At 46.3% G+C, this 15,371-nt stretch carries 15 protein-coding genes; 4 read left to right on the top strand and 11 right to left on the bottom strand.

Features of this window, described 5'->3' with window-relative positions; genetic code table 11:
* Nucleotides 1-41 precede the first annotated feature (41 nt).
* From AC5V8P_RS14415 to isdC, 7 genes are all read right to left on the bottom strand, one after another.
* A complete protein-coding gene (locus AC5V8P_RS14415; protein WP_063212844.1) occupies nt 42-875 on the bottom strand; it encodes an ABC transporter ATP-binding protein in 834 nt (277 codons plus the stop codon).
* Nucleotides 865-1,848, bottom strand: a complete 984-nt coding sequence (locus AC5V8P_RS14410; protein ID WP_064797214.1) for a FecCD family ABC transporter permease — start codon at nt 1,846-1,848, stop codon at nt 865-867. Before AC5V8P_RS14410 ends, AC5V8P_RS14415 begins: the two co-directional genes overlap by 11 nt.
* 14 nt (nt 1,849-1,862) lie before the next feature.
* Complete coding sequence (gene isdE, locus AC5V8P_RS14405) at nt 1,863-2,822, bottom strand: heme ABC transporter substrate-binding protein IsdE (protein ID WP_063212846.1); 960 nt, start codon at nt 2,820-2,822, stop codon at nt 1,863-1,865.
* A 158-nt stretch (nt 2,823-2,980) separates the two neighbouring features.
* Nucleotides 2,981-6,217, bottom strand: a complete 3,237-nt coding sequence (locus AC5V8P_RS14400; RefSeq protein ID WP_064797215.1) for an NEAT domain-containing protein — start codon at nt 6,215-6,217, stop codon at nt 2,981-2,983.
* Nucleotides 6,218-6,316: 99 nt separating this feature from the next.
* On the bottom strand, nt 6,317-6,814 hold the full coding sequence (locus AC5V8P_RS14395) for an NEAT domain-containing protein (protein WP_063212848.1): 498 nt from the start codon (nt 6,812-6,814) through the stop codon (nt 6,317-6,319).
* Nucleotides 6,811-7,122 (bottom strand): NEAT domain-containing protein, encoded by a 312-nt coding sequence (locus AC5V8P_RS14390; RefSeq protein ID WP_495473692.1) that lies wholly within the window; start codon nt 7,120-7,122, stop codon nt 6,811-6,813. Before AC5V8P_RS14390 ends, AC5V8P_RS14395 begins: the two co-directional genes overlap by 4 nt.
* Nucleotides 7,123-7,266: 144 nt before the next feature.
* Nucleotides 7,267-7,782, bottom strand: coding sequence for a heme uptake protein IsdC (gene isdC, locus AC5V8P_RS14385; RefSeq protein WP_063212849.1), 516 nt, complete (start codon nt 7,780-7,782; stop codon nt 7,267-7,269).
* Between the two features lie 398 nt (nt 7,783-8,180).
* Between isdC and AC5V8P_RS14380 the strand changes: the two genes are divergently transcribed.
* Genes AC5V8P_RS14380 through isdG form a run of 4 tightly spaced genes read left to right on the top strand, consistent with a single transcriptional unit; the run spans nt 8,181 to nt 11,309 of the window.
* Nucleotides 8,181-9,161 carry an ABC transporter substrate-binding protein gene (locus tag AC5V8P_RS14380; RefSeq protein WP_064797216.1) on the top strand — a complete coding sequence of 327 codons (981 nt, stop codon included), beginning with the start codon at nt 8,181-8,183 and terminating at the stop codon, nt 9,159-9,161.
* A 9-nt stretch (nt 9,162-9,170) separates the two neighbouring features.
* Nucleotides 9,171-10,169 carry a FecCD family ABC transporter permease gene (locus AC5V8P_RS14375; RefSeq protein ID WP_196771878.1) on the top strand — a complete coding sequence of 333 codons (999 nt, stop codon included), beginning with the start codon at nt 9,171-9,173 and terminating at the stop codon, nt 10,167-10,169.
* The gene (locus AC5V8P_RS14370) at nt 10,166-10,957 is read left to right on the top strand and encodes an ABC transporter ATP-binding protein (RefSeq protein ID WP_064797218.1); all 792 of its coding nucleotides are present in this window, start codon (nt 10,166-10,168) and stop codon (nt 10,955-10,957) included. Before AC5V8P_RS14375 ends, AC5V8P_RS14370 begins: the two co-directional genes overlap by 4 nt.
* Before the next feature lies 1 nt (nt 10,958).
* Nucleotides 10,959-11,309, top strand: a complete 351-nt coding sequence (gene isdG, locus AC5V8P_RS14365) for a heme oxygenase (protein ID WP_063212853.1) — start codon at nt 10,959-10,961, stop codon at nt 11,307-11,309.
* Nucleotides 11,310-11,402: 93 nt separating this feature from the next.
* Here isdG and AC5V8P_RS14360 read toward each other — a convergent pair whose 3' ends face one another.
* The 4 genes from AC5V8P_RS14360 to AC5V8P_RS14345 all read right to left on the bottom strand — a co-directional run bounded on the left by AC5V8P_RS14360 (nt 11,403) and on the right by AC5V8P_RS14345 (nt 15,117).
* Nucleotides 11,403-12,413: an MBL fold metallo-hydrolase gene (locus tag AC5V8P_RS14360; protein WP_064797219.1), complete on the bottom strand. Its 1,011-nt coding sequence runs from the start codon at nt 12,411-12,413 to the stop codon at nt 11,403-11,405.
* Between the two features lie 212 nt (nt 12,414-12,625).
* A complete protein-coding gene (gene cydS, locus AC5V8P_RS14355; RefSeq protein ID WP_014278118.1) occupies nt 12,626-12,736 on the bottom strand; it encodes a cytochrome bd oxidase small subunit CydS family protein in 111 nt (36 codons plus the stop codon).
* 6 nt (nt 12,737-12,742) lie between these two features.
* The gene (locus AC5V8P_RS14350) at nt 12,743-13,774 is read right to left on the bottom strand and encodes a cytochrome d ubiquinol oxidase subunit II (protein WP_063212855.1); all 1,032 of its coding nucleotides are present in this window, start codon (nt 13,772-13,774) and stop codon (nt 12,743-12,745) included.
* Nucleotides 13,771-15,117: a cytochrome ubiquinol oxidase subunit I gene (locus AC5V8P_RS14345; RefSeq protein ID WP_063212856.1), complete on the bottom strand. Its 1,347-nt coding sequence runs from the start codon at nt 15,115-15,117 to the stop codon at nt 13,771-13,773. Before AC5V8P_RS14345 ends, AC5V8P_RS14350 begins: the two co-directional genes overlap by 4 nt.
* Nucleotides 15,118-15,371 lie beyond the last annotated feature (254 nt).

The following is a 15,371-nucleotide window of genomic DNA, read 5'->3' as shown; positions in this document are numbered from 1 at the left end:
CTGACAAACACCTGGACCAGAACCATTTTTATATTTTAGATTCAATGGGATAACTCAAGAACAGGCACCTTGCACTCTCTCTGTACGGGTAAATGTCCGGAAGCTCCAACGCCTATCGGGATCAGATACATGCCCGCCTCGTCGTCTTGTCTTATGACTACCTTTACACCATAGACTTCCTGAATCAGTTCGGGTGTAACGACCTCTGTAGGTGGACCATTCGCTATAATACGTCCTTCCTTCATAGCGATCATCACATCGCTATACCGAATAGCCTGATTCATATCATGCAGCACCATCACGATGGTCAGTCCGTGCTCCTGATTGAGCTGCCGGATCAGCTCCAGAATCTCGAGCTGGTAATACATATCCAGATAGGTGGTCGGCTCATCCAAAAACAAAATCGGCGTTCGCTGCGCCAAGGCCATCGCAATCCATACACGCTGTCGTTCCCCGCCGGAAAGCTGATCCAGTGTACGTGTTCTGCGTTCCTCCAGATTGGTACAGGCTATCGCCCATTCGACTGCTTCCTCGTCCTCTTCCCGGTTGGTTGTGAACATGCTCTTATGAGGCAATCTTCCGAAGCTGACGAGCTTTTCTACTGTCAGGTCGGAGGGTGCCTCGTTCTGCTGATGAACTACCGCCAATTGGCGAGCCAGCTCCTTGGGCTTGTAGTGGGCTATCTCCTTGCCGTCCAGAACGACCTGACCCATGCGAGGAGCGGCATTGTTGGACATCACGCTGAGCAGTGTCGATTTGCCACATCCGTTGGGCCCAATAATTGTCGTAATTCGTCCCCGCTCAATAACAGCATTGATCGCATGTAAACGATCTGTTTTCCGATCATAGGAGAAGGTTACATCTTTAATGTCCATAGGTGCGATCCGCCTTTCTGATCAGGAATATCAGGAATGGTCCGCCAATGACTGCCATAATAATAGAGGCCGGAATTTCATTGGGAGCCAGCACCGTTCGTCCGAGTGTATCCGCAAGCAACAGCAGCAAACCGCCGCATAGGGCCGAGAACGGAATCAGCCACTTATGATCCGAGCCAACCAGGTAGCGGGCACAATGCGGAACAAGCAGACCGATAAAAGCAATCACTCCTGCAATGCCGGTAGCCGTTGCTGCAAGCAGCACTGCAATCACAGAAATCAAAAGTCGTGCGCGCGTCACATTGAAGCCCAGATTTTTAGCCGTCTTATCTTGAAGGGACAAGAAATTACACCAGGAGAACACAAGCATGGCTAAAATCAGACCCATCCCGCCATAGGTCACAATTACCTCGACATCCACCCATTTTTTCATAGACAACGTTGAGGTGGTGACCTGATTAATGCTGGTGACCGCATAACTGCCCCGATAATTAAACGACTGACCCAGGCCGGAGAAAATAGCGTTTACTGCCACCCCAATCAGAATAAGACGAATGGGATGCAAGCCGGATTTCCATGAAAATCCGTACACCATTAGGCAGGCCAATGCACCGCCAATAAACGAAAAGAACGGCATCCAGAAATATAGCGTCGGAAAGACGGTCACCGCAATCAGCGAGATCAAGGCCGCTCCCGAAGAAATGCCGATCACCCCGGAATCTGCCAGCGGGTTTTTCATGACAGCTTGCAGCAAAACGCCCGCCACTGCAAGGGCTGCACCCGCCATCACGGCTACGATAATTCTCGGTAGTCTGAGATCCTTGACCACATTTACCTGATCATCTGTACCTGTCCACAATCCGGTCACCAACTGACTCAAATTTACCTTGAGACTGCCTGTCATCGCTGAATACAACATGATACCGACAAGTAAGACAATTACAACAATAAGGCTCCATAATTTTTTGGACATGTCATCAGCTTCCTTTAATTCGAAGGATACAGCATTTTCATCAGCTCATCCAGCGCAGAGCTTGCCGCTAAGTTCCCTGTGGTACCAAACAACGGTTCAGGCAGATCATAAACATGCCCCTTCTTCACAGCGTTGAAATGCTTCCAGATATCGTTCGTTTTGAACTCTTCATCGAACATTTTTACGACCTCATCCGGCATCCCGTGCGCAGCGCGCAAAATGATATCGGGATTGGATTGCTGCAAGGCTTCGGTATTGTGGGCTATGAACTCCACCTTTTCACCCTGAACCACATTGGTTCCGCCTGCAATTTTAACCAAATCCCCAATATAGGAATGTTCAGTAGCTACCAGATAGCTTCCCGGAACCCCCAGTAAAATTAGGACTTTAGGGGACTTCTTGCCTTGGATCTTTTGCTGAATCTCGGCGACTTTGGCATCCAACGCCCCATTCATCTCTTTTGCCTTTTCAGCTTTATCAAATCGGTCCCCCAGCTTTTGAATTTCCTTTTGCATATTCGCAAGGCTTTCAAAATTCAAAAATTCAGCATTGATGTTCAGGTCCTTAAACTTAGGCTCCAAATCATATTGGAGTGTGGTTACCGACAGCACATCTGTAGGCTTCAAGGACATTACTTTTTCCATATCAGGACTCATTGGATTCCCGACATCAGGAACGTCCTTGTAACGGTCAGGCAGTGCTTTGGTGCTGGTCGGCTTGCCAGCCAAATCCAAGCCCAGCGCATCCGTAATTTCAGCAATGGCTACTGTAGTCGCCACAATACGTGGAGCTTGTGCTTTATCGTCAGACGACTTTCCGTTTGCTTCAGATGCTGTCGTTAAAGCCGAACCAGCGCTTTGGTTCTGTCCAGCCTCTGTTCCCCCGGAGCATCCAGCCAGCAATAAGATCATGATACCGATTAATATATAGAAACAAAAAGATTTCCTCTCAGCCAAAGCTGCATACTGTTTCATGAAAATCCAATCACCTCAATTCAAAATATAAAGCAATAGCGTGAGTCCCAACTTTTTGGGGTATGTAAATGCTGACAAGTCTTGATACCGGGGCACCAAGACTTGCACGCTTACAAACTTTGCTGTTATTCGGGCTTCATTGATGCCATAACCTGAGGTTATTTCACTTTTAGGCTTGCTTCATCAAATTGGAACTGAACCGTATACCAGTGATCATAGAGTACTCCGCCAAGGACCAAGCCAGGCACAATGACGTGTGTGTGAGCACTGATTTTCCGAGACAAGTCCCCTGCCTCAAATTGAACGATACGCGTATCGCCGGATGTCGAAATCACTTCCACATCTTTTAGCGTACCGTTCTGTTCCACCTGTAGAGTTGGCATCCAAGAGCTATTTTTCAAAGTGACTTGGATGTAGCGTTTGTCTCCCTTTTCAATCAATGTGGCCGGCTTAACGAGATAACCATCCATAACGGACACCTCATTCGTTTTGTCTTTAAATACGTTGTAATTGATCGTGTATCGCTTCTCGGAAGCCGCTTGAGCTGGCTGTTCAACTGCTGATTTGGCTTCAGCTACGGATGTGGTCGTTTCCACTGCTTTATTCGTAGAAGCTGCTGTCGGTTCAGTAGTAGTTGCAGTAGTTGCTGCGTTAACTCCCTCACCTTTGAGCGATGCACGGTCAAATTGAATCTGTCCGCCAAACTTCTCATTAAAAATGTATTTCTCGGGCAGATATACCTGTGTGTACACACTTAGCTTTTTATCCAGATCGGGCACTTCGAAGGCCATTGTGTGAGTATCACCTTTGACGTCGGAAGCCACAATCGTCGGATTGGTATAGCGGCCTTCAAAATCCGTTTGGAATAAATTCAAAGCCTGATTGTTCGTTACGGTTACATAGGCTTGGACCTTACCATTTTTCACAATCAGCTTGGCCAGGCTTTGTACAAACGGTGCCACCAAAGAATCCTTGTCCGTTCCGTTCGCAAGCACGCGGAAGTTCGCAGTGTACTCTCCATCGGCTAAGTTATTTGTCGCCTGTTCTACTTTGTCTGTTTTCGTTTCGTTGTGGTAAGATACATTACTGGTATCGAATTTAATTTCAAAATCGTATACTTTTTCTACTCGATCCTCCGCCTTGAAAACCATCGGAGTACTACTTGCCACTTTAGGAGCTTCATAGACAACCAGTTGACCTTTTACGTTATTCTTAAAGTCACTTACGCCAAAACGGACGTCCTTCGTATTACTTGCCGCATCTTCCCGGGTCACTTCTGCATCCTGGTAACCTCCACTTGCGTTATCCCAAATGCGCAGCGCCTTAACTTCATTGCTGTTTTGCAGCTTCAGACCAACAAACCGTTTGTCGCCTTCCACGACCAATTGCGCTGGTTCATTGGTGATGAAGCGTTGAGCCGGAGATTCAGAACCTGTGACACCATCTGGCAGCACAATGCTGAATTTCAATGCATATTTACCATTGGCAAGCTTGTCAAAATCCAATTTAACCATAGGATCAGCGGCCCCTGAAGAGGTAGGCTCAACAAAGCCGCGAATGGTAGCAGGCTCGAACTGGAATTGCACATCATATACGTGATCATATGGCGTGCCACCCAAATCCAATCCAGGTACGATGACATGCGTATTCACTGTAACTTTATCTGAAAGATTAGGCACTTCAAATTGTACTGTTCTTGTGTCTGCAGAGGTGGACTGTTCAACCACTTGAGCTTCAGAACCATTTACTTTAAACGTTTTAATCCAGCTGCTTTTATCCATTTTAATTTGAATGATATTTTTCCCAGACTGTTTTAACAGTGTGGCTGGCTTTTGCATATATCCATCCATCACAGATAGGTCATTGGTTCCATTTTTGAGTACGGTGAAATCAATGCTGTATCTGCCGTTTTCAACTGGAGTCGTTGTTCCGTTATCCGGACCTTTAGCTGTAATGCTGCTGCGATCAAATTGAAGACGAAGCTTATGATCCATCTCATAAACCCCACCTGGATAGGTCGTGCTCACATGAACCTGTGCATTCAGAATAGCGTCCAAATCCGCCACCTTGAATTTCACAACACGTGTATTCGCATTCTTATCCTCACTAACGATATCTGCATCTGTCAACGTTCCGTGTTGTTCTGTTTTGAACTCGGTCACGGTGGTGCTGTCTTTAATCGTAAAGGAAGCTTCATACTTGCCCTTCGATACCGTCAGCGTGGCTGGGGACAATAAATATTGTGCCATGGCCGATTTTTGGTCTTTGGTTGCGTGGAGCGCGTTAAAATGGATCGAGTACGTTCCATCCGCTATACCCTTCCCAGGCGTCCCTGGTGTACCTGGCGTCCCAGGATCAAACGGGGTTGTAGCCGCTCCTAATTGGAGATCAACATTATATGTTTCCACATAGCCCAGCTCAGGCCAGTTGATGCTTACCCATGCATTCAGCTTGGCAGGCAGTTCTTTTACCTCAAACTCGATAACTCGTGTATTCGCATTCTGATCTTCACTTACAATAGAGGTGTCGCTTAACACTCCATTTTGCTCTACCTTGAAGCCATCAATTTGTTTACTATTCTTTAATGTTAACCGGGCATATTGCTTGCCTCCACGCTCAATTAGTGAGCCTGGTTTCTCTGTATACCCATCCATCATAGACTTTTCATCTGTTCCATCTTTCAGGAGGGTAAAGTCCAAGTCAGCTAGTTTTTCTCCTGTGCTAGGAGGCGTTACTGGCGGTGTCACTGGTGGAATCGTTGGATTCTCCGTTGAATTTTTAAGTCGCAAACTGGAAGGATCAAACTCAATCCATTCCTTCACTGAACGGTCTGGATCGGTGTCTACATACCATGGAGAACTGCTGTTAAACCCAAACTCCGTATTTACGTCTTGATGAAAATCATAAACATCGAAGCTCACAGTTCCCGAAGCTTTTCCGGAATCTACTTCTATTTTGGCGGGAACCGTTTCCCCGTTTTGTTCTACTACAAATTTCGAAAGTCCTTGAGCCTCCGCAAATTTAAATAAAAAATGGTATTTTCCATCTTTAATGATCAGGTCTCCAGGATAGGTATAGTTTGTTTTAAAACTCGAATCCTTGGTGATTCCGCTGACTGTCTTTCGTAAAGGCTTATAATCAATCAGGTATTCTCCATCTGCATAAGTCGCTTTAGTTGTAGTTATAGCTTGGGTAGGCTCAACATATGGACTTGGCAGTTCTACCGGATACTGATAAGTAGCATACGTAGCACTAGTCACTGTAGTGCTTGAATCAGGCAAATTCGACGAAGTGGGTTCATCCTCGGATGTTGCTCCAGCGTATGGTGAAATTAAAGAAAACAACATTAGAATAGCAGCGAATGTCGAAATATATTTGTTAAATCGGCTCTTCAAGGTGATGTATCCCCCTACTTAAAATATACTCATTTGGAGCTTTGGAACTAGGCTCCAAATGAGTATTCAATTCAAAATCATATTTTCGAAGACAAACTCTTAGATATCGCTATCATCGAATTGAAACTGAACGACATAGTCGTGATCGTAAGGAATACCACCAGTGTGTTCTTTAGGCACGCTTACATGCAGTTTGACATTCAATTTTTGAGCTGGGCTAGTTACAGGGAATTCAACTATTCTTGTATCCCCGGAGGTGCTGACCACAGTCGCATTCACATACTGGCCGTTTTGTTGAGTTTTGAATTCAGTAACCCAAGCACTTTTGGTAATCGCTACTCGCACTTTGTATTGACCATTTGTAACAATCAGTGTGGCTGGTTTTTTCACATAACCATTTGTATCCATGTAAGAAGGCTCCGTGGTTCCATCTTTATAAACGGTATAAGGCAATTGATACGTTCCATTAGGCAAAGCCGCATTCGCTTGATTAGCCGAGAATGGGGCTAGTACCACAAAAATAAGCGCAGCCATCAATACAGTGAGCATTACTTTTTTCAGAGACAATTTCTCCATACCATTCATAACCATGTTCATGTTTTCCATCTCCTTTTACGTATAATTTTGAATTGGATTTCGTCGAATTGCAGTTGTACATCGTACTTGCCTGTGTATCCAATCACTGGGATGGTGATTTCCGCGTAAGCATTTACTTTTGCATTCAGATCAGCTACTTCGAATTCCACTACACGAGTGTTATTCGCCGTATTGGTGCTTACCACAGTCGCATCTTGCAGTACGCCGTTTTGCTCCACTTTGAAAGCTGTAATCAGATTGCTGCTTTTCACAGTCAGACGAACGACATTTTTGCCATTGGCTACCGTAACCTGCGCAGGCTTTGTCAGATAGCTATCCTATTGAGAAGTTTCATTGGTTTGATCCAAAAAATTGCTCAGAGCGATTCATTACCATATTCATATCTACACACTCTCCTCCATTATTTATGCTTGAATTTATGTTGATTTTATGAATGATAAAGAAGCTTCAATTTACTTTTTAGAGGATTTGGCTGATTTAGCTGACTGAACGGCTGCAACTTTTTTAATGCTTTTGGAATCAAAAGCGAAACGGATCGTATAATCATGATCGTAATTGTATGCAGGGACAGTAACATGAATTTTAGAGATCAACGGGCTGTTGACACTCGAAATTGGAAATTGTACGGTGCGAGTATCGGTTTTGGCATCCTTATGGATGACCTTTGTATCGATGATTTTACCTTTGTAATCCACTTTAAACCCGGTTGTCCATTCGCTATGATTCAGCTTAATTTGCATGGTCATTTGCCCTTTTTTCACATACAACTTAGCTGGTTTCTCAAAATAATCGTTAGCCATGGATACCGAATCATTTTCTGCCTTAAGAATATTGTATTTGAGCGTGTATGTACCATCCGCCAATGTTGGAGAAGCCGCAGCGGCTCCTACAGATGACGAAGTCGGCCAAAAGCTCAGCACACTCACCAGCAGAAACACAGCTATTATTGCAGAATACCCCTTCTTCATTTTGACAGCAGTTCCTCCCCACGAGAATATAACTAATTGATTATCATTCTCAAATAATAAATTAAAAAAAATAGCCCTTTTCGAGCTTTCTTCCCCACCTTTCTATTCCAGAATTTCGCAAAATCAAGTAAACCCATCACCAATATATCTTACACTTTTCGAAAATGTCAATATGTATTTATGTGTACGTAATCCCTTGATATATGCTATTTTTTAAGAAAAATTTGTAGTTCCTTCTTCTATAATTCGAACGACTCTATTTTGTTTTTGATTCAAAATTTATTTAAAAATTTTCTATTTTTAATTGACAATCGTCAGTGATGTTCATTATCATTCTCTTAACTATAAATGAAAATGATTATCATTATTGTTTAATTTGAAATTGCAGGAGGAATAACATGAAATCTTATGTGTTGTGGTCGTCCGCAGCGCTTTTATTGGTAGTTACCGGATGCAGTCATGGAACTTCGACCACAGATCACAAACCGGCCAGTCCTTCCGTAGCTGCCACTTCAAATACGACAAGCGGCGCGACGATTCAAGTTACTGATTTTTCAAAACGGACATTATCGTTTCAAAAAGTCCCTCAGCATATCGTTGCGCTCAGCAATGGCGATCTGGACATTATTTACGCATTGGGCGGGACCGCCGTGGGCAGGCCCAACTCCAATGGACCTTCCGTCGTACCCGCCGCTGAAAACGTTCAGCAAATAGGCTCCACTCATGAAGTGGATCTGGAGAAAATTACGATGCTCAAGCCGGATGTGGTGTTAGGCAGTTATCCTATGAATGAAAAAGACATTCCAGCCATTGAAGGAATCGGTTCACAGCTGTTGCTGACTGGTGCCAATTCAGTTCAGGATATCCAGTCACAAATTACGCTGTTCGGACAATTACTACAAAAGCAGGCTCAGGCTGCAAAGCTGAACCAGCAAATTGACCAACAAGTAGCCAAGCTGCAACAGGAAACCGCTTCTGCCTCCAAACCGAAGGTGTTGCTGGTCTACGGAGCTCCGGCTACGTACATGGCCGCGCTGCCGAATTCTCTGGGCGGAAACATTCTGGAAGTCGCAGGTGGCTCCAACATCGCTGCTGATTTTCCGGGCCTGCAAAATTTCCCGCAATATGCACAGTTGAACACAGAACGCATCCTACAGGCTAACCCTGATTACATCTTCATCATGACTCACGGCAATACGGAAGAGGTTAAAGCCGCATTTATAAAAGAAATGCAGGAAAATGCAGCTTGGAACGGAATCCGGGCAGTCCAAAACAATCAGGTCGAGGTTTTGCCTTCAGACTTGTTCGGGACGAATCCAGGGACACGGGTCACTAAGGCGCTGGATCTGATGCACCAAAAGCTGTATCCGGCGAAATAGGCGATGGTAATGAACAAACTACAACGCACCAGAAGACGCACCATCGCCTGGATTACCCTTCCGATCTTGCTGCTAGCTGTCTCTGTGTACGGACTGGCTTACGGTTCGGTATCGATTCCACTTCAAGAAATCAATCAGATTTTGCTACATAACGATGAATCCACCTATCGTACGATTCTAATGGATCTTCGGCTTCCCAGAGTATTGGTAGGTTTACTGGTAGGAGCTTGTCTGGCGGCTTCTGGAGCACTTCTGCAAGGCGTCATGAAAAATCCACTGGCTGACCCAGGCATTATTGGTGTATCGGCTGGAGGTGGACTTGCTGCCGTCATTACGATGGTGATGCTTCCACAGCTGAGTTACCTTCTTCCGGTAAGCGCCTTTTTGGGAGCCTTTTTGAGCGCAATCGTCATTTACCTGCTGGCTTGGGACCGCGGGGCTTCCCCAGTCAAAATTGTGCTGGCTGGCGTTGCGATCAACGCACTGCTGGGCGCGCTCACCAACGGGGTTATGGTCATGTACAGTGACCGCGTGCAGGCTGTACTTCCATGGCTATCCGGCGGGCTAAACGGACGAAGCTGGCATCATCTGGAGTTTATGGCTCCTTACGCTTTCATTGGCTTAATCGCCTCTTTATTTGCGATTAAGCCTGCAAATTTGCTGCTGCTGGGCGACGATTCAGCACAGCTGCTGGGCCAACGGGTAGAGCTTCAACGGATGCTGATTATTTTGCTCTCTGCCCTGCTCGCCGGCACGGCGGTCAGTGTAGCCGGGCTGATCGGGTTCGTAGGACTGGTCGTTCCGCATATCATAAGGCTGCTGATTGGGGAAGATTACCGTTTCCTCTTGCCCCTTTCCATTGTGGGCGGTGGGACACTGGTTGTCCTGGCGGATACAGTCGCACGCTCTTGGTTTGATCCAATTGAGCTGCCTGTAGGTATTTTGCTTGCCGTCATTGGAGCACCGTTCTTCTTAATCCTGCTTAAGAAACGGGGGAATTTCGGATGACAGCCATTCAGGGTGAACATCTCTCCTTACAACGCGGATACTTCCAGCTGGATGATGTGAACATTATCTTGCCCACTGGACAGCTCACCGCCATTGTCGGTCCCAACGGCTCAGGCAAGTCTACGCTTTTGCGGATTTTGACCCGGCTGCTCAAGCAAGATCAAGGCGAGGTTTCTGTATTGGGCAAGCCTGTGGAAAAATACAAACGGCGGGATTTGGCCCAGACGATTACCATGCTGCCGCAAATGAAGGATATGCTGCCGTTATTAACGGTTCGCGAGCTGGTCGCTTATGGAAGATCCCCTCATGCCAAGGGCTTGAGGACACGCCCTACCAGACAAGACCAGCAAATTGTCGATCATGTCATGGAAATCACAAGCATCATGCCCTACGCAGATCGGATGTTCCATACTCTATCGGGAGGTGAACAACAAAAAGCACGAATTGCTATGGCTTTGGCCCAGCAAACGGATATTCTTTTGCTCGATGAACCGACCACTTTTCTGGATATCGCCCACCAATTTGAAGTTATGGATATGCTGCGGCGTATCAATCACGAGTCCGGCTTGACGATTGTTATGGTACTGCATGATTTGCAGCAAGCTGCGGCCTATTGTCATCATATGATTGCGCTTAAAAGGGGACGAATCGCCATTGCTGGCGAACCCCACCAGATTTTGACGTCTGCTTTTCTTCGCGACATTTATGAAATGAACGCTACCATCAAATTTGAGGGTGGCTATCCGGTTATTATACCGACCATACCACATCATTCAGGAGGAATTTAATATGGTTATCGTAACAAATACTTCTAAAATCACACCGGGCAATGCCCACCTGCTCATCGAAAGATTTAACAAAGAAGGACAAGTTGAAAAGATGGAAGGCTTCCTCGGTCTGGAGGTACTGCTGACGGAAAACACGAAGGATTATGAGGAAGTAACGATTAGCACACGCTGGAAGGAAAAAGAGAACTTTCAAGGCTGGACAAAAAGCGAAGCCTTCCGCGAATCCCACAACCACCGCCAAATTCCAGACTATATTATTGAAAATAAAATCACGTTCTATGAGGTTAAAATCGTTCGTCACCCCATCGCAAACCATGATTCCTCTTTGGCGAGTGAGATCGAAGCCGTTTAGTTCCGAACGGTAGCCTAAAATTAAAAAACGCGGCTCGCAGGCAAATGATTGTCCGCCGAGCCGCGTTTTTATATACCTCGTTTATTGAAACCCTCAGATTCTAGTTGAGCTTTGGCGCCCAATTTTCAGCGTCTCTCCGTGTCCCAGTACATGGATACGTTCCTTAGCAATCCCCAAGCGCTCACGCTCGGCTTCGAGTCGATCCAGCGCCTCTCTCGGCGTATCGTCCGCCAGCTTAAAGGCTCCATAATGCATCGGGATCATCTGATCTGCGCCACAGTCCACAAACCCCTGCAACGCCTCCTCCGGTGTCACATGCTGTGAGGTCATGAACCATTCCGGTTCATACGCGCCAATCGGCATAAAGGTCAGATCAATGGCAAAGCGCTCGCCAATCTCCTTAAACCCACGGAAATATCCGGTGTCTCCCACAAAATACAACGTAGGTGCCTCCGCTGAATCAGATTCGGCATCAGCATCCGCCCCTGCAACAGACGTGGCAGAGCCGGTCACCTGCTGTTCACTTTGCAGAACGTATCCACCCCAATGCGAAGTATTGGTATCAAACGGCGTACGCCGTGTCCAGTGCTGGGCCGGAACAAATGTAATTCGCACCCCGCCTACCGTAAAATGCTCCCACCATTGCAACTCACGGCAGTTGCGAAAGCCTTTGCGGATCATTTTCGACTTTAACCCCTTAGGTACGAGCATCAATGTATCTGCGCGATATAACTTCCGCAACGATGCTAAATGTAAATGATCATAATGCGAATGTGATAGCAAAATGATATCCAGCGGCGGTACATCCTGAATACGAATGCCGGGCGGAGCCAACCTTTTATCAAAAGCCATACGCTCTGCCCACACCGGATCGGTGACCATATTCAGCCCAAGGTACTGAATGAAAAAGGTGGAATGGCCCACCCAGGTCGCCGTCGTCATTTCCCGATTATGATGCAGAAACTCCAGCTCCGGGGGATGGTTTGGCACAACGAACGTATAATCCTTTATTTTGCTGCGTCGCTCCTGCCGCCATTGTCTGAATTGCTTGATGGTTTTATCGGTATTTACATGATCCATATTGGTAAAACGTACTTTGGGCATGGTGCAACCCCCTCCCTGACAAGACCCGTTCTCCAAAAGCGCAACGGTTCAATTTAACTATATATTGTCACTTGAATGTGAACATGAAATGATCCAACATTCTGATATATGTAAAGTATAATTCAATCACATCTGTAAAGGAAATTCTGCGATTATACAGCAAAAACAGACCTCCTGGAATCGATCGGGAAGGCCTGTTCCGCATGTTATTGTCAGTCCTGTGGATTTTTAAAGCGTGCCGAATAAATAAACAAAAACACAATCGCCACCACGATAATGATCGGCGACTCATACATGATCGTAAAATGCTCAAATGCTACCACTCTAACTCACCCTTTCTTTCCTGCTTGTCCTCGTACATACTTCGCATCGAACAGGAACAATCTCAATATCAGAAGCAGCGAAGGAACCAGCACCAGCAGACCCGCGACAAACGCTGTAATCAATGCATACGCCATCGTTGAGTTTGTAAAACTGGCATATACATTAATGTAGGGATATAAAACATACGGAAGATGTGAGCGGCCATAGCCATACCAGGCAAATGCAAACTGCAGCATCACCAATATAAAGGAAATTCCCAAATGACGCCGCTGCCATACCAGATAAACTGCCCCCACAAAGCATATGAAGGAGGCGATAAACATCCAGGCCATGCTCAGCATATTGGCAAAATGATCCGGATTTTGTTTGTTAATCTGAAAAAATGCGAACAAACTCGCCAAAATCGTAGGAGCGCTCCAGAGCATTGCGTACCCTCGTACGATTTCGAAAGCGACCTTGTCCCCTGCCCTTTTGGCATAAAAGCACAAAAACATCGCCGATATATACAATACACTCACCAGCGCCAGAATAATAACCGCCCACGTGTAAGGGTTGCTTAATAGATGACCCCATAGCAGATGAACACCCGTGCTGTTCTCCACAATAATGCCGCCTTCCGAAATGGCGAGGACCGTCGACAGTGCTGCGGGAATCAGCAATCCTGTCGCACCGTACAATGCCATGTAGACGATATTATTTTTACCCGAATGCCCATAAGTATTGTAAGCATAATATACTCCCCGGATCGCGAGCAGCACGATCGCAATACTACCGGGAATGAGCAACGCTGTCCCATAATAATAAGCCGCATCCGGGAAAAAACCGTTCAGCCCCACCACAAAAAAGATAAGAAATACGTTCGTGACCTCCCATACTGGAGACAGATACCGCTGAATGATATTGTGGATTTTGTTTTGGTGGCCTGTCAGCACACTGTAAAAGCTGAAAAAGCCTGCACCAAAATCAATAGATGCCACCAGCAAGTATCCGAACAGGAAGGTCCACAAAATGGCGATCCCTACAATTTCATAGCTCACTTGCCATCAGCCCCTTCCAGGCCCAGCTGTCTGATCTCTTCCACGGCATCCTTATTACGGAATAGCTTGCTGAGTACCTTGATGGCCGAGAAACACAGCACCAGATACAAAATAACAAACAACACCAGCATCCACCCAACACTTGTCGAAGTGGTTGCTGCTTCGGACACCTTCATATATCCGCGTAAAATCCACGGCTGTCTGCCGACCTCCGCAAACATCCAGCCCAGCTCAATAGCTACCATCGCCATCGGTCCGACCAGAACGAGCGCTAACAGCAGCCATTTGGGGTAGGGTTTACGACCTGGCAACCGCTTGCGGATCAGATACAGCAGTGGGATGACGAGAATCAGCACTCCTGTAGTGATCTTGAGGTCAAACATATAATGAATAGACAGCGGCGGGCGCTCCTCCACTGGATAGTCATTTAATCCCTTAACCTCCGTACTAGGCAAATTACCAGCCAACACACTAAGTGCATAAGGCACTTTCAGGGCATATTTGATTTCACCGTTTTTATCCATAAAGCCGCCATATACAAAAGGGGCGTGCGTCATCGTATCAAAATGCCATTCAGCGGCAGCCAGCTTTTCCGGCTGATATTTGGCCAAAAATTTACCGGATGCGTCTCCAATCATCACAGTACTGATGGCAAATACAATGGTACAGGTAGCCGTCAGTTTCAGCGCCTTTTTAAAATAAGGGTGATTACGCCCCCGCAGCATGCTGTAAGCAGCCAGCCCCATCAGCACCCCGGCGCTCAATGTATACGAGGAGGCCAGTACATGAGACACTTTGGTCGGCGTGGCCGGATTTAGCATAGCCTCGATGGGATGAATATTGGTCATGACTCCATTTTTGAGTGTGAAACCTTGAGGTTGGTTCATGAACGAGTTCACCGTCGTTATAAAAACCGCTGATGCAGACGAGGCAATCGCTACCGGGATGAGCAGCATTAAGTGAAAATATTTACTTTTAAACCGATCCCAAGTATACAAGTACATGCCTAGGAATATAGCTTCGATGAAAAAAGCAAACGTCTCTAAAAACAGGGGCAGCGCAATCGCTTGTCCGGCCACCCGCATAAAGGTAGGCCAAAGCAAGCTGAGCTGCAGACCAATGGAGGTGCCTGTCACGACACCCACGGCAACAGTAATGACGAATCCCCGCGCCCACCGCCGGGCCAGTAGTGTATAGTGCGGATCACCAGTTCGCAGCCCGCGCCATTCAGCAAGTGCAATCATTAAGGGTATGCCAACGCCGATGGATGCAAATACGATATGTACAAACAGGGTAACTCCGGTCAGTATCCGGCTTAGTAATACAGGGTCCAGTGAAGACAAATCGGTTTCACTCCTTCATTCCACATTTTTAATAGGGAAAACTTCGAAATCACTCTTGATTACCAGCTAGGGAGTCAAACGAGCTATGCTTTTAATTACGGCATATAGCATGATGGCCGCAATTACGATACATACAATAATGAGCGTTCTTTCCTGCTTACGGAACATAGCAACGCCTCCTTCCCTTATCTTTTGGCGCATTTTGGTAACCTATTTACAGTTTGGTTCATTCAGCCGGTTTTTAACCCTGCTTA

The sequence above is a fragment of the Paenibacillus sp. N119s genome, assembly GCF_059447605.1.
This window is presented reverse-complemented; position numbering and strand designations above follow the sequence as displayed.